The organism is Cellulosimicrobium sp. NPDC055967, from assembly GCF_042269845.1.
Lineage (GTDB): Bacteria > Actinomycetota > Actinomycetes > Actinomycetales > Cellulomonadaceae > Cellulosimicrobium.
In genome coordinates, this window is record NZ_JBHJYJ010000008.1 from 76,785 (window position 1) to 91,435 (window position 14,651).

General features: G+C 71.3%; 15 protein-coding genes. 5 read left to right on the forward strand and 10 right to left on the reverse strand.

Annotated elements, in window-relative coordinates; genetic code table 11:
* Positions 1-154: 154 nt before the first annotated feature.
* The 3 genes from mobF to ACFC2L_RS12305 all read right to left on the reverse strand — a co-directional run bounded on the left by mobF (position 155) and on the right by ACFC2L_RS12305 (position 4,378).
* Positions 155-3,466 carry a MobF family relaxase gene (gene mobF / locus ACFC2L_RS12295; RefSeq protein WP_375824587.1) on the reverse strand — a complete coding sequence of 1,104 codons (3,312 nt, stop codon included), beginning with the start codon at positions 3,464-3,466 and terminating at the stop codon, positions 155-157.
* A 98-nt stretch (positions 3,467-3,564) separates the two neighbouring features.
* Positions 3,565-4,026, reverse strand: coding sequence for a hypothetical protein (locus ACFC2L_RS12300; RefSeq protein ID WP_375824588.1), 462 nt, complete (start codon positions 4,024-4,026; stop codon positions 3,565-3,567).
* 136 nt (positions 4,027-4,162) lie between these two features.
* Entirely contained in the window at positions 4,163-4,378 is a 216-nt protein-coding gene (locus tag ACFC2L_RS12305; protein ID WP_375824589.1) for a hypothetical protein, read from the reverse strand.
* Between the two features lie 464 nt (positions 4,379-4,842).
* Here ACFC2L_RS12305 and ACFC2L_RS12310 point away from each other — a divergent pair, with 464 nt between their 5' ends.
* The 3 genes from ACFC2L_RS12310 to ACFC2L_RS12320 all read left to right on the forward strand — a co-directional run bounded on the left by ACFC2L_RS12310 (position 4,843) and on the right by ACFC2L_RS12320 (position 7,729).
* A complete protein-coding gene (locus ACFC2L_RS12310) occupies positions 4,843-5,787 on the forward strand; it encodes a serine aminopeptidase domain-containing protein (RefSeq protein WP_375824590.1) in 945 nt (314 codons plus the stop codon).
* A complete protein-coding gene (locus ACFC2L_RS12315; protein ID WP_375824591.1) occupies positions 5,784-6,227 on the forward strand; it encodes a MarR family winged helix-turn-helix transcriptional regulator in 444 nt (147 codons plus the stop codon). Before ACFC2L_RS12310 ends, ACFC2L_RS12315 begins: the two co-directional genes overlap by 4 nt.
* Positions 6,228-6,325: 98 nt before the next feature.
* The gene (locus tag ACFC2L_RS12320; RefSeq protein ID WP_375824592.1) at positions 6,326-7,729 is read left to right on the forward strand and encodes an ATP-binding protein; all 1,404 of its coding nucleotides are present in this window, start codon (positions 6,326-6,328) and stop codon (positions 7,727-7,729) included.
* Between the two features lie 8 nt (positions 7,730-7,737).
* On the opposite strand, the gene ACFC2L_RS12325 is transcribed toward ACFC2L_RS12320, so the two are convergent.
* Both ACFC2L_RS12325 and ACFC2L_RS12330 read right to left on the reverse strand, forming a co-directional pair.
* Complete coding sequence (locus tag ACFC2L_RS12325; protein WP_375824593.1) at positions 7,738-8,994, reverse strand: hypothetical protein; 1,257 nt, start codon at positions 8,992-8,994, stop codon at positions 7,738-7,740.
* 111 nt (positions 8,995-9,105) lie between these two features.
* Positions 9,106-9,315, reverse strand: a complete 210-nt coding sequence (locus ACFC2L_RS12330) for a hypothetical protein (protein WP_375824594.1) — start codon at positions 9,313-9,315, stop codon at positions 9,106-9,108.
* A 106-nt stretch (positions 9,316-9,421) separates the two neighbouring features.
* On the opposite strand from ACFC2L_RS12330, the gene ACFC2L_RS12335 reads away from it, so the two are divergent.
* A complete protein-coding gene (locus ACFC2L_RS12335) occupies positions 9,422-9,757 on the forward strand; it encodes a VOC family protein (RefSeq protein WP_375824595.1) in 336 nt (111 codons plus the stop codon).
* A 44-nt stretch (positions 9,758-9,801) separates the two neighbouring features.
* Here the strand turns inward: ACFC2L_RS12335 and ACFC2L_RS12340 are convergent, their stop codons facing one another.
* A complete protein-coding gene (locus ACFC2L_RS12340; protein ID WP_375824596.1) occupies positions 9,802-10,299 on the reverse strand; it encodes a hypothetical protein in 498 nt (165 codons plus the stop codon).
* Between the two features lie 96 nt (positions 10,300-10,395).
* On the opposite strand from ACFC2L_RS12340, the gene ACFC2L_RS12345 reads away from it, so the two are divergent.
* On the forward strand, positions 10,396-10,728 hold the full coding sequence (locus ACFC2L_RS12345; RefSeq protein ID WP_375824597.1) for a DUF3024 domain-containing protein: 333 nt from the start codon (positions 10,396-10,398) through the stop codon (positions 10,726-10,728).
* A 108-nt stretch (positions 10,729-10,836) separates the two neighbouring features.
* Here the strand turns inward: ACFC2L_RS12345 and ACFC2L_RS12350 are convergent, their stop codons facing one another.
* From ACFC2L_RS12350 to ACFC2L_RS12365, 4 genes are all read right to left on the reverse strand, one after another.
* Entirely contained in the window at positions 10,837-11,775 is a 939-nt protein-coding gene (locus tag ACFC2L_RS12350; protein WP_375824598.1) for a nucleotidyl transferase AbiEii/AbiGii toxin family protein, read from the reverse strand.
* Positions 11,772-12,326 (reverse strand): type IV toxin-antitoxin system AbiEi family antitoxin domain-containing protein, encoded by a 555-nt coding sequence (locus tag ACFC2L_RS12355; protein WP_375824599.1) that lies wholly within the window; start codon positions 12,324-12,326, stop codon positions 11,772-11,774. Before ACFC2L_RS12355 ends, ACFC2L_RS12350 begins: the two co-directional genes overlap by 4 nt.
* Before the next feature lie 617 nt (positions 12,327-12,943).
* Positions 12,944-13,171, reverse strand: coding sequence for a helix-turn-helix domain-containing protein (locus ACFC2L_RS12360; protein ID WP_375824601.1), 228 nt, complete (start codon positions 13,169-13,171; stop codon positions 12,944-12,946).
* Between the two features lie 52 nt (positions 13,172-13,223).
* On the reverse strand, positions 13,224-14,459 hold the full coding sequence (locus tag ACFC2L_RS12365) for a tyrosine-type recombinase/integrase (RefSeq protein ID WP_375824602.1): 1,236 nt from the start codon (positions 14,457-14,459) through the stop codon (positions 13,224-13,226).
* Positions 14,460-14,651: the final 192 nt, after the last annotated feature.

Consider the following 14,651-nt stretch of genomic DNA (forward strand, 5'->3'; position numbering starts at 1 on the left):
GACCTTGAGGATCGCCAGGGTCGGCGCACACTGATACAGAACTTGCGCCGACTTTCGACCTCTCGGATCGTAGGTGCGGGGGCTGACCCGCCACTCACGTACCGCACCACGGCCGGCCCGGGCTCGCGGCACCAGCGCGTTTCTTCACCCTCGTTCACCGGCTAAGGCCGTCGTCATCCGCCGGTCGCGGCCGGTGTGGGCCGCTCCTGGCAGGACGGCGCCTCCGGACACCTTGTCGCCGGCTCTCCCGCAGGTGAGTCTCGATGAGCGCGCGACGCTCGTCCAGGGCGCGGACCGCCTCGTCCGGCAACGGTCCGCGGGCGGCGGCGATGCGCCCACCGACAAGGTCGGGCTGCACCCCACGCAGAGGTCGAGCTGTCACGCGGGCCAGGCGCGCGGTCAGGACCGCGGCAACGTCGTCGGCATCAAGAAGGCTGCGCCGAGCGACGAGGCGCGGCATCAGCGCGTCGACGTCGTACCCATACGCCTCCGCACGCCGCAGTCCCGCCGCGAGGACCCCGAAGGCCTCCGACTGGACCGCTCGATCGGCGTCGTCGCGCCCGAGGCCGCCGGCGCTGCAGAGAGCGCCGTGCACGAGTCGACTCCAGCGATCACGTTGCGCGTCGGTGGCGATGGCCTCGTACTCGGCGGCGAGCTGGGCGATGCCGGCCCACCGGTTCTGCTCGGCCTCGGTCGCCTGGTGCGCCGAGATCTCGGCGCCGGTGTGGTGCAGGACTCCGAAGAGGACAGTGCGCGCGGTGACGTCCGGGTCGGGCGGGGTCGTATGCAGCGGGTCGGGCCGGTCGAGCGCCACGTAGGCGGTGTTCGCCTGGCGACCTCGCGTCATCGAGACGTAGAGGTTCTCGCGGGTGCTCGACGGCGAGACGACGACGTGCGCGGTGTCGACCGTCAGCCCTTGGGCGCGGTGGGCGGTGACGGAGTAGCCGAGGTCGACGTGCTCGGCGACGTAGCCCGCAGGCAGCACGACGCTCCCCCGCAGTCGGCCCTCGGGGCGGACCTCCAGCACGCCGTCGAGGCGCACGTGGGTCACCGTCCAGCGGTCGCCGTTGCGCACCCAGCCCGTTGGACCGGTGCGAAGCCGGCGGTCGTTGCGACGCGTGACGATCACGTCGCCCGCAGACGCGCGCGCGTCGTCGTGCAGGACGACGTCGCGACCAGCCGAGGTCAGGCCGGAGCGAATGCGTTCGGCGCGGGCACGGTCGTTGAGCTGTCGGACGGCCTCGGCCGACTCGGTCACAAGGATGCTCGCCCTGCCGGCCTCGGCGTCGCGGCGCCAGGCGGTGTAGGCGGCGTCAACCATCTCGTCGGTGCCGCCCTCACGGAGACGCCCGCGTGACTCGTACTGGTCGATGACCGTCGGGTCGCCGCCCCGCAGGCGCAGCGAGGCGATCTTCTCCCAGTCATGCGAGAACCGGTGCACCTCGGTCAGCCGCGGCACGCCCTCGCCGCGCGCCGAAACCAGCATGGCGAACGCGCCGCCGGCGCCCACGGACTGCAGCTGGGCCGGGTCGCCGACGAGGACGACCTTGGCGCCAACCCGCGCGGCACGGGCCGTGATCGTGTCCAAGGCCCGGGTGGAGGCGAGCGTGGCCTCGTCGACGATCACCAGCTGCCCCGGCGCGAAGTCCGCGCGCCCGGAGCGGCGGTCGTGGATCCACTTGGCCGTGTTGTCGCAGCGGATGCCGAGATCGTCGGACAAGACCTGGGCCGCTGCGGCCGACGGCGCCATCCCGACCACACTCCCGTGACCGTGCGCCGCGATCCACCCCGCCCCCAGGGCGCACATCGCCGTCGTCTTGCCCGTGCCGGCCGGGCCGACGAGCACATCCAGCCGCCGACCGGACGTGAGGAGCTGCGCGACGGCGCGAGCCTGCTCGGGGTCGAGTGTCACGCCGTCGGGCGTGCGTCCAGCAACGACGCGCGACGCCGTCGTTCGGTCGACAACCGGCCCTCCAGCGTCGTCCGCGAGGAGCAGGAGCCGGTCCTCCATGGCCAACAGCTCGTGGCTGGTGAACTTCTCGCTGTGCTGCGGGCGCAGGGTGCTCGACCCGTCGGCTCGGCGCATCGCCGCGGGAGTGCTGGCCAGCTCTCCGGGCGTGAGCTGTACCGAGCGTCGCGTCGCGGCGTCCACCACGAGCGCCACGACCTGCTCACGGTCGGCGGCGGTCGCCATCCGCCATCCCATCGTCTGTCGCGACGCCTCCGCCCACAGGTTCCAGTGCGTCCAGGTGGCGCGCTTCTGCGAGACGGCGTCGACAACCTGGGCGGCGACGCCGTCGACCAGGTCCGGTGGAACGGCGCCCGCGCTGAGCACCCGTACGGACCCGCCGAGCGCCACGCGCCGCGCCCAGGCCGCCGCCTCGCTGCCGAGCACGGGCTGGGCTCGACGCCGCCAGTCCGCGGTCAGCTCCGCTAGGGAGTGGATGGTCTTCTCGGGGCGCGTCTCGAGCGTGGCCTGCGCGCGTAGCTTGACGACCTGCCTCGCGGACGGCCGGCGCCCGTGCGACACGACGAACTCCTCGATGAGACGGTCCTTGACGACCTCGATGTCCCGGCTGCGGGAGGAGAACTCCGCCAGCAGCTCGTCCGGGACGCCGCCGATCTCCCACTGTGGCGACCTGTCCGCGCCGCGCTCGCGTCGCTCCCAGCCGATGCCGAACGTGTTGGTGAGGCGGTCGGCCAGGACAGCGTTGTAGTGCTCGGACAGCGCGACGACGGCGTGGTGCAGGGCGCGCGAGTCCAGGGTGCGCCACTGGCCGTCGTGGGCGGCCTTGACCTTGTTCGAGATCACCAGGTGGGTGTGTAGCTGCGGATCGTTCGCCCGCGAGTCCCAATGGTCGTACGCCGTCGCCGCCACCCCGACCACCGGGACCTGCGCCACTCCCCCATGCCCCGTGCGCGTGGCGGCAACCTCCCGCTCGAGGAAGTCCAGCACCTGCCCGACGGCGTCGTGGTGCGCAGCGACGATCAGCTCCTGGGTCGTCGCATCCGCCAAACCCCACAGCACCGACACCGACTTCGGCACCGAGAACGTCAGGTCGAACCCCGCCGTCGCCGTCTGGCTCCCGCGCGCCGCCTCCTGCGCCCGGATCCGCGCCACCTCGGCATCGAACGCCGCAGCCGGCAGCGACCGATCCACGCCGTGGATCCGACCCGCCGCTCGCTCCTTCGCCGTCGGATACTCGCGGAACGGCCGGCCCAGCGGCTCGCCTGTCACCGGGTCCGCGCCGTGGCCCAGCAGCGCCTGCAGCTGCGACGGCGTCACCGTCATCCCCGGTTCCAGTGCGCCCTCACCGAGGTGCTCGACCCCGCGGCCCATCCACACCCCGGGCGGCGTGCCCGCCTCTGTGAAGTACCTCGTGAACGCCGACGCCTGCGCCGCGTTCCCGTCGCCGGTCACGACTGACCGCAGCAGGTACGCGTACCCCTGCCCTGCCGAGATCACTCGTAGCGAGACCGTCACACCTGGGAGGTGTGCGGCGGACTCCACAAACGATCAGCGCCGGAATCACAGCGCCGATCGGGAGCGGTCGGTCGCCGACGTCAGTTGGTGTACGCCTTCGCGCTGGCCCAATGTATGCGGGGCTTCCACGGCAACTCGAGAAGCGAAGCAAGCACGCCCTTCGCGCTGTCCGCCATGACCGTCCCATCAGGCAGCGCGACCCGGTACGAGCGCACCTTCCGCCCAGTTCCGACCTCGGCCTTTCCTGCCACCACCGCATCGACGATCGCTCGGACCACGTCCACGCTCGACAGCGTCCGCGGCAGCTGCCACCCCGGGCATCCCTCAAGCCCGACGATGATGCCGTCCGCGTCGTGCATCAGCCAGACTTCCAGCGCGCCGTCAGTCGCAGGTCGCACGGAGAAGCCCTCGACGACGTCACCGTCGACGGTGGGCCGAGACACCTCAGCGCTGGTGGCCAAGTCGCTGCGCAGCGTGGATGCCAAGCGGCGAAGCTCGGTCGTCACGCGATCGTTGGGCAGTTCGCCACCGGCGCTCGTCATGGACGGAATGATGCCGCAACCGCGCCACCTCGCGGGCCTTCAGCGGACTCTGTCAGCCTCGGGTGCCAGACGTGTGAACGCCCGCGTTGCGCGTCCGCAACAGGTCGTGGCCGAGGGCCACAGGTCGCCATTCGGATCACGCCATGAAGGCCGTCGGGTAGTAGACCGTCGGCCACTTGCCGCCGTCGGGGTACTGGAGGCTCCGGCGCCGCACGTACACGCCGACACTCCACTTCGTCCCGCTCTCGTCGCGCGGCTCTCCCACTGCGATGTAGCCGCGGTACGGGGGCGTCCAGAACTGGTGGCTACCCCACCCCGCGCCGTCGTCAAGCCCGTCGATCGCGTCGACCAACCAGGAACGTAGCCATGGCTCGTCGAAACCGAAGTCCCTTCATGGCGTCGCCGAAGGTACGCGGTCCATGGTCATAGCGCGGGGTCGTGTCGGCGACCGAGTAGAGCACAGCGTTCATGGCGACATCGTCGCTGGGCTCTTCGCCGTCGTCATCAATGCAAGCGGGCGAAGTTCGGTCCGCGGGCAGGCCGTCACCAGTCGAAGACGCGCGCCGCGATGCTTCCCACGCCACGGACGAGCCAGACGATGGCTCGTCCGGCGTTCACGACGACGCTGATGAGGTCGAAGAATTCCAGGACTCGGGCAAACCCTCGCCCGAGGGCTCGGAAAGGTCGCCACACCTGGTACCAGAAGCCTCGTCGCGGCCGGCTCGGCTGATTCACGACCGCAGAGTGCCACACACGACCCGTCCTCAGGGCCGCTCGACCACGGGCCCCGTCGCGCGGGCCGCTAAGGTATTTCGCATGCGAAGTGACGACACGACGACGGTCGAGTCCGAGGATCTGCGGATCCAGATCCCGGCGGGCGGCTGGGTCGTCGGCACGGTGCGCAAGCCGGCCGACGAGTCGCCGCGCGGCGTCGTGGTGATCCACCCCGCGACGGCGGTGCCCGAGCGCCTGTACACGGGGTTCGCGGAGTTCCTCGCCGCCAGCGGGTACGTGGCCGTCACGTACGACTACCGCGGCACGGGCCGGTCCGGCAGCCCGCGCGAGCATCGCGGCCTGCGCATGCGGGACTGGATGGCCGACGACGTCCCCGCGGTCGCCGCGTGGGCCCGCCCGCGGTTCGGCGACGTGCCGCAGCTCGCCGTCGGGCACAGCATCGGCGGGCACGCGCTCGCGCTCGGACGGGGCTCCCGAGGCCTGGCCGGGTTCGTCACGGTCGCGTCCCACGTCGCCGCGACGACCACGATCCCCGACCGCGCCGAGCGGGCGCGCGTCCGACTGATCCTGCGGGTGCTCGGCCCCGCGACGGCCCGGATGCTCGGCTACGTCCCCGGCCGCCGCACGGGCCTCGGGGAGGACATGCCCGCCGCCGCGATGCTCGAGTGGAGCCGCTGGTCGACCCTGCCGCACTACTTCTTCGACGACCCGACCATGACCGCCACCGCGGACGCCGCGCGCGTTACCGGCGACGTCCTCGCCGTCGGGTTCACCGACGACCCGTGGGCCACGCCCGCGCAGATCGACGCGATCGCCGACCGCCTGACGGCCGCCCGCGTCGAGCGGCGCACGTGGAGCCCTGCCGACGGCGGCGTCGATCAGATCGGGCACCTGGGCTTCTTCCGCCGCGGCCTGCGCGACACGCTCTGGCCCGAGCTCCTCGCCTGGCTCGACGCCCGCGCCGGGGCCGCCCCGGCACAGGAGGACGGCAACGTCCGCTTCCCTGCCAGGAAGCCGCGACGATGACGCGCCGCCCGCCGCGGCTGGTGTTCCTCACCACCGCCGCGGAGCGTCAGATGCGGCGCTGGATCGCGCGACGCGGCAGCGCGCACGGCACCGGGAACGGCGGCCAGGGATTCGGCGCCCCCGCCGCCGGCGTCCTGCTGCACCTCGCCGACCACCCCGGCGCGACGATCGGCGAGGTCACGACCGCCCTGCAGGCCTCCCCCGCCGGCACCAGCGGCCTGCTTGCCCGCATGGAGCGCGCCGACCTCGTGCGACGTCGTACCGACCCCGACGACCGACGCACCGTCCGCCTGGACCTCACGCCCACCGGCACCGCGGCCCTCGCCGACGTCCGCACCGCGCTCGCCGAGCTCAACGACCGCCTCACCGACGGCTTCACCCCCGACGAGCTGGCCACCGTGAGTCGCTGGCTCGAGCACGTGACACGCACGCTCGCGTAACGGTCGCACCCTCCCGGCCCGGACGGGCGCCGTCACGTCGTGTACGTAACATCAGATGTAGGTAACATTTGATGCGACCTACATCGGAGGAAACCATGGTGACCGGCTTCGTCGGTCGGAAGCGCGAGCTCGCCGACCTCGACTACGTCCTGGAGCAGGTGCGCAATCCGACCTCCGACAGGCCGGGAAGGGCGATCGCCCTGCGTGGTCGTCGCAGGGTCGGCAAGTCCCGCCTCGTCACCGAGTTCGTCGCGCGCGCAGGATTGCCGTCGCTGTACTTCCTGGCGGACGGCTCGCGCCCCGAGCTCGAACAGCGCCGACTTCTCGAGACCGTCGCCGCCTCCGGCCTGCCCGGTGCAGACGCCGCCGGATACGCCGTCTCCGGTTCCTGGCAGGACGCCCTGACCGTCCTGGCACTCGCGCTGCCGACGGACCGCGTGTCGATCATCGTGCTGGACGAGGTCTCCTACCTGACCGGCGACCCAGGATTCGAGGGCGCGCTCCAGGGTGTGTGGGACACCCGGCTCTCGGCGCTGCCCGTGCTCCTCGTCCTCGTCGGGTCGAATCAGTCAGAGATGGAACGGCTCACCAGCCACGGGCGCCCGTTCTACGGCCGCAGCGTCGACAGGGAGATCCACCCGCTCACCCCGCAGGACGTGGCGACCATGACGGGCCTGGACGCAGCGCCAGCGATCGACGCCTACCTGGTGACAGGCGGCCTGCCCCCGCTCGTCACGGCGTGGAGACGTGGGCAGTCGGTCGCCGACTACCTCGCCGACGGCCTGTCCACCTCGATCAGCACGCTCGTCGTCTCGGGCGAACGGGTCCTTTCCTCCGAGTTCCCCTCCGAGACCCAGGCGAAGGACGTACTGCGTGCGATCGGCACGGACGCCCGCACGTTCACGGCGATCGGCCAGGCCGCCCAGGTCGACCAACGCGCTTCGCTCGCGCGTTCGCTCGACCAGCTGGTCGAGCGTCGCGTCGTCGCCGTCGACGAGCCCCTCTCGACCAAGCCTGCCCACCACAAGCAGTACCGGATCGACGACCCGTACATGCGCTTCTGGCTCGCGTTCCTGCACGACGCCGCGGACCTCATCGATGCAGGCCGTGGGGACATCGTGACGCGGCGCATCGAGCGCGGGTGGTCGACGTGGCGCGGGCGCGCCGTCGAGCCCGTCATCAGGCGACTCCTGTGGGAGCGCGCGCTCGACGACGACGTCGTGCCCGCGTCCGCCGTCGTCGGCGGCTGGTGGAACCGCAAGGGCGATGTCGAGGTCGACCTCGTCGGCGCCGACCGGCGTCCTGCGAAGACCGTCACCTTCGTCGGCTCGATCAAGTGGCGCGAGAGCGCACCCTTCGACATCCATGACGCCACCGGGCTGGTCAACCAGCGCAGCGTTGTCCCCGGGGCCGACCGGGACACCCCGCTGATCGCCGTGTCCCGCTCCGGAGGCAGCTTCGAGGGGATCACGACCCTCACCCCGGCCGACCTGCTCGGCTGAGCTCGCCGCTACGGCAGGTGGGCCCTGTCGAAGGCGTCGAGCAGGCTGGGACGCCGACGGTATCTCTCGCGAAGGTCGGCGATCGCCGCGTCGACGAGGCTGACGGCTCCTGGCCCGGCCTTGACCGCGATGCGGCGCAGCCGGGCGAGCTCGCGGGCCGCGGGCCGATAGGCGCGGGTGTTCGCCTCGACCAGGTTCGCGGCGACGGACCGCAGGTGGACCTCGATCGCGGCGGCCGGGTCGATCGTCTCGTACGCGGCGGCGAGACGGTCCCATGCGTGCCGGTCGTCCAGCCCGAGCCGGTGCGCGGCGTCCCACGCGCCTTCGACGTCGCCGACGGTGTCGACGAGGTAGTAGACCAGCGCCGACGGTGCGGTCTCCAACGCCGCGACGATCTCCTCGCGCGCCGCCGCGCCGACGGCCTTGTCGACCCGGGCGGCGGTGTCGGATCCCGGCCACCGGCGGAACAGCGTCCACGCGGCGTCCGAGAGGTCGTCCGGGGCGTGCTCGCCGACCAGACCCCACCAGTAGTCGGCGCCCCGTCGCGCCTGGTGGCCACGGTCGAACTCCATGGCCTTGCGCGCCCACTCGATCGCCAGGTCGTACCGCTCGATCTCGGCGAGCGCCCTCGCCGTATCGGTGAACCACGCCGCGACCTTCGCCTCGCGGAGGTGCGTGCGGATGATCGCGTCGACGTCGCCGTCGAGCACCGCCAGACGCTGATCGAACCACCGGAGCAGGAACGCCTCGTGGCTGTACCCGTGGTCGCCTGCTTGGGCGGCCACCTGGTGACGAAGATCCTCGACGTGCTCGCGCAACCGGGTCAGGCCCGCCTCCCCGAGGGCCGGGGCGTAGGCGACGGGGTCGAGCTCGAAGTAGTCGACGTCCTCGTCGAAGTGGAACTTCCACATCCACTCCGCGAGCTTGAGCGGCGGTATGTGCGCTGCGGCGGCAGCGACGGGGTGGATGGCGATGAGGCCACGGATCGCGTCACCGATGACGCCCGAGGAGTCGTCGGCGCGGGCGATGATGCGGATCCCGCTGGCCAGCGCCTTGTGGACGACCCGGTAGGTCTCCTCCGGTGTCGGGGCGAGAATCTCCAAGCTGGCAGGCAAAGTCGCCGGGTCGTTCACGGCGAGCTCGAGGATCGCGACGCCGTCGCGCATCTGTGCCCCGTGGCGCATGGCGTTCGAGTATCGCCACAGCTCACGGCTGGTGGTCCGGATGAGCGGCAGGACGGCGTCGGCGAGGGTGATCAGTGGCATCGCGAAGAGCCTACGGGTGCACCGACGGCTTCACGGTGGAGGAGCCGGCCAGCGTGAGCCGCCGGCTCGAGCACGTGACCCGCACGCTCTCGTAGCCGTACCGGGACGGCGTCAGGGCGCCGTCTCGCGGACGACGCGGGCGTGGCCGACGTCCATCGACTCGCCGACCGCCATGCGGTCCAGGCACCAGCGCAAGTGCCAGCGCGGCTCCCGTTCAGCGTTCGCGAAGCCGGCGCCGAGCAGGAATTCTGCGGCCGGTCCGGCACCGGCGAACCCGACGTCGCCATCGGGCGTCTCGACGACGAACTCGCTCGTGTCCACGGAGCCATTCTCCCCGCACCACCGGGCGCGCGGTCGCACGGGGCCTCCCGAGGCGCCGACGACTGGGTATCCGTGCTTCCCTGGACCCGTGCGCGTGGAGCGAGTGGTGCCGATCCTGACGGTCCCGGACGTGCGGCAGGCGGTGCGCGAGCACCAGGAGGTGCTGGGGCTCGAGGTCGTCATGGACCACGGGTGGATCGTCACCCTGGCCGACGGCGGCGGCCACCAGCTGAGCCTGATGTCACGCGACGCCTCGGCGACGGTGAACCCCGACGTCTCGGTCGTCGTCGACGACGTGGACGCGGCGCTCGAGCGCGCCCGTGCGACGGGCGTCGAGATCGTGCATCCCCTGACCCGCGAACCGTGGGGCGTGACGCGGTTCTTCTACCGCGGGCGCGACGGCCGGGTCATCAACGTCGGGACCCACACGGAGACGGCCTGACCGGTTCGGCGGTGCGTCAGCTGCACCGCTGGCGCGGCCCACGGTCACATCGTCCAGTCGACGTGCGCCTCCATCGGGCCGCCGCACTCGGCCGTCCCGCCCACGCGCTCCCACCCGACGTCGACCTCCGTCCGCTCAAGCACGTCCCCGTCGTCGTCCAGCGCACGGAGCATCACCGAGCGCGGCGAGGAGAACAGCGTGAAGGTCCACGTGTCTCCGTCGTGCGTCGTCGGGATCGCAGGCACCTCCGCGTCCGGCGGGTATGGCGGCTGCCACTGGTCGTCGTCGCGCACCTGGAGGACGGCCACCTCGGACGTGTCTCCCTCGAGCGTCACCGTGAGGAGGCTTGAGTAGCCGATCGCCGGGCACGCCTGCTGCAGTCCGGGCGCCTCCGGCCGCACGACGGCGGCGACGACGGCGGCGACGATGGCGGCGACGATGGTGAGCGCGACGATGGCCAGCGCCGTAACCGTCGCCCAGAGCGGCATGCGCGCGAGACGCCGACGTTCCGGTGTCGGCGGCCCGTCACTGGCGGATGGCACGATCGCTCCTCCCGACATGGTCCGTCGTCGACATCATGTCGTGAGGCGGGCGGTTCTTGCGCGTGCCCGCGGGCGTCGTCGTCCAGAATGACCACCATGACGATGCCCGAGGCCGACCTGCTGCGCATCGGACGATGGTGCCGGGCGCAGGTTCCCGAACATCTGTGGGACCAGGTGCGCGTCGAGGCCGAGATCGCCGACCGGCATGTGACGATCATCGAGACCCGCCCACCGTGGGACGGCCAGGGCGACTGGACACGCTTCCCCGTCGCCCGGCTGCGCTACACCACCACGACTGGCCAGTGGAGCATCTACTGGCGCGACCGGAACCTGAAGTTCCACGAGTACAAGCGCAAGCGACCGACGAAGAACGTGCAGGGCCTGCTCGACCACATCGGCAGCCACGAGGACCCGATCTTCTGGGGATGAGGCTCCGAGGCCGACCTGCGGGAATCTCAGGTTCGGCTCGAGAGGCAACGGCTGAAGACCGACGCGTGGATACAACCCCCGCGCGCTCGACCGGACACTGCCAGGTTTCTATCCACGTGGGTCGTTGCTGAGCGTGCCGCCCATGGACGGTTCGCGCGCCCATACGCGCGCGGACGACTGCCATGTGAGACCACCGGCCGAGCCGTCCAAGACAGGTGCGGCGAACGTCATGACCTCGTCGAGCAAGTCGTGAAAGCGCTCCGGCGTGCTGCTTGCCAGACGCTGCTTCCGTCGCCAGGCGCTCCACCGGGGCTGTGCGACCTCGCCCATGCCGGCGAGCGACTCGTCGAGGCCCCGGATTCCCACGTTCCGGTGATTCGCCACGACACGGATCGAGGCGGCAAGCTCAGCTCCGTCGATGGTCTGGGTGCGAGTGATCGAGGTAATGTCGACGAAGTCCCGCCATCGCGTGTTGGCCGCCCCTCGATCGATCGCGGTGACGATCTTCTCCGCGAGGACCATGTGCGCCGGGTAGCCGTTCAGCTCGACCTCACCACCGAGGAGCAGAGGCAATGTCGTCGCCTGCGGTGCCGGCCAGATCGGATCACCGAAGTTGACGTCGACGTGGATCGGGACGCGCGCCTTCGACACCACTGCGAGCAGGTGGACGCGGACGCCGGTGTAGTCCGCCTCGTCGCGGATGGTCTCGCTGCGTACCGCGCCGAGGTCGAACTCCAGACCGTCGACGACGTCGACCGCCAGGATCGTCCGGACCCGGCGCTCGACGTCGTCGACGTCGTTCGGGAATCCCGACGCGGCCAGATCGATGTCCCGGGTAGGGCGACGCGCGGCGAAGGCCGCGAGCAGCACGCCACCCTTGAGCACAAAGTCATCGCGGAGGTCGGAAGCGGCAAGGCGTGTCAGAAAGCCCTCGAGCGCATACAGCGCCAGATACTCCGCCGGATCGCGGCCCTGAGCCTTGGCGAGGTTGCGCAGGTCGTTGTACGCCCGGCCCACCGGGGTGTCGCGTGTCGGGTTCGGACTCACAGCAGCACCTGGAGCGCATCGCGGATCACGGTGACGGTTCGCGGGAAGTGCCCTGCGGTGCGGAGCAGCTCAGCAGGTGAGCTCCCCGAGCGTCGTACCCAGCGACGCAGCGCCTCGTTGGCCTGGTCGATTCCTTCGAGATGCGCGATCCGGTACGCGTCCACGATGGTCCGCTCGGCCGAGTACACCCGCAGTTCCGGGTGCTCGGACATGACGGTTCGGCCCACGTCGAACGTCGCCTGCCCGAAGGCATGCCACACCACGTGCTCGAAGCCCGCAGGAAACCTGGTGCCGCGCGGCAGCGCGATGTCGGTCGCGAGCGGGATCTCGTCGCTCAGCCCGTGGTAGACCAGCGCGCTCGTCAGACACATCGTCGCGGCCTGCTTGACCGCCGTCGCACCCGCCAAGGACGCCACGGCGGGATCGAGCTCACCGGGCCGGATGTAGACCCCGCGCCCGATCCGCTCCAGCTCCCCGGACCGGGCCATGCGGTAGACCTCGTCCTTGCGCAGCCCCGCCGCGCGTGCCGACTTGAGCGTCAGGACCGACACCCGGACCACCTCCTTACTGTCTACAGCAAGGGTAGACCTGTATACGGTGAGGAACGAGCGGTCTGATCAGGCCACTGCGATCAGGGCCCGTCGAGAACAGCGTCAGGCCCCGTTCGGAGAGCCCCTCAGGCTTTTCCCCCGTACGCACCCTGACCTGCGATGACACCAGCACGGAGGGTGCGTACGGGGTGCGTACGGGGTACCCACCCCGTACGTTTCCGGTAACGCACCCGGGCCACCATCGACGGCATGGACTCCTCCCGCAGCCGCGAGCTCTACGCGTGGGTGTCGGTGCGGACGTCGGACCGCCCGACGTCGGACGGCATGCACCTCTCATCGGGAGGGTGGTCGTGCCACCGGTCGCGCGGAGCCGCTTGCGGCGGTCCCTCCGGTGGTGATGAGTCATCACGACCGGAGTGCCGGCGCGTCGCGGGGAAGCCCACGGTGGTGAGGACTCCTCACCACCGGACCGTCGACGGCACGGGATCTTCGTGGGGAAGTCAACGGTGGTGGTGACTCCCCACCACCGTGGAGGTGGCCGGCTCCGGCGCTCCGCGGCGGAGCCCACGGCCTGCGGACTCCGCAGCACCGTGGGCTTCGTCTGCCACCGGCTCGGGTCAAGCCCCGAACCTTCTGGGCACGGTCGGGATGGCGACGGCCAACCGCTCGCGCAGCTCGTCGAGGTCGACGCGGATGAGCCGGCCCACGCGATACCCGGTGACCGTGCCGTCGGCGATGCGCCGGCGGACGGTCTTCACCGAGACGCTGAGCTCGTCGGCGGCCGCCGCGAGATCGACGAGCCGCCCGCGCCCTCCTGGTCGTTCCTGGACCGTGACGGTTCCCATGACCCTGCTCCTTCCCGGCGGCACCCTCGTGCCGCCCTCACGACACAGGTGTTCACGCGTCCCCACGGCCGGACTCGAGCTCCGACAGCACGGTGGCGCTCATCCGCGCGGCGAGGTCGATGTCCCGCGCCATGGTGGCCTTCTGGTAGCGGAGCACGACGTTGACGTCCGAGTGTCCGCCGCGCCGCATGAGCTCGGCGAGCGTCGCGCCCTCCTGCGCGAACCGCGTCAGCCCGGTGTGCCGCAGGTCGTGGAACCTGTACCCCGCGGGCAGCTCCTCCACCCCGGTCCGCGCCTCGGCCCAGGCGTTGTTCCACGTCGTCGACGACAGGTGCCGGCCACCCCCGTCCGTGAGCGGGACGACGGGCGCGGTCGGCTTCTCCCCGACGTACGCGTCCAGGTGCTCGCGCAACCGCTCCACCATCAGCGGCGGCACCGCCATCGACCGGACGCCCTTCTCGGACTTGGGGTCGGCCAGCGCACCGGTCGTGCCGCTCTTCTGCCGTCGCACGTACAGCGTGGCGGCAGTCCGCCCGGGGTTCCAGACGACGTCGCGCCGCTGCAGTCCGAGCACCTCGCCGCGGCGCAGCTGACACCACGCGGCGAGCAGGACGGCGATGCGCCAGCGCGGCTGCACGGCCGCGTAGAGCGCGTCGACCTGCTGGGGCGTGGCGACGTCGTCCTCGGGCGCGTGCGCGTCGTCGTGCCGCACGGAGCGGCGCGACGGCGTGGGCACGTCGGGCATCGTCTCGAGGAGTCCGTCGCGCATGGCGGCGCGCAGGATCATCTTGAGCATGTCGACGACGTCGCCGGCGACACCGTTGTGCGTCGCGCCCGGCTTGAGCACCGATGGCCGTGCGACGATCTGCGCCGTCAGCTCCCGGACGACGGCGGTGTCGATGTCGCGCACCCGCACGTCGCCGAGCGGTTCCAGCAGGTAGTTGTGCACCCGCCCGCGGTAGGTGATCAGGGTGCCGGGCCGCCGGGGCCGCCCGCCCTTGCCCGGCTCGTGCTGGACCCGCTCCAGCCAGGCCAGCGCATACTCACAGAACGTGACGTCTCGAAGCGCGGCGGCCGCGGCCTCGGCCTCCCGCCGTCGGACCCCGTCCTCGGGCGACTCCCACTCGCCGCGCGCGATCGCCGCGTGCGTCTGGTTGAGGAACCCCCGCGCGTCGGTCTTCGTGAGGAAGGTCAGCGGCTGCCCGGCCTCCGTGCGCGCGGAGTACACGTTCCCGTCGGGGCCCCTGTACCGCGCCTGCCACCGCTTCGACGGCAGCTGACGGAGCATGCCCCATGCCTCGCGACGCTGTCGCGCCGCACCCTTCGTGGCCATCTCGATCCTCCTGGTTCGCGCCACCCCCGTGCCACATCTCGTGGCACGAAAGGGGTCCCTCTGTCTCTAGGTGTCCAGGCCTCACCACGACAGAAAAGAGGCCCGGACCTGCGGAAACTCGCAGATCCGGGCCTCTGACCAGGCGAT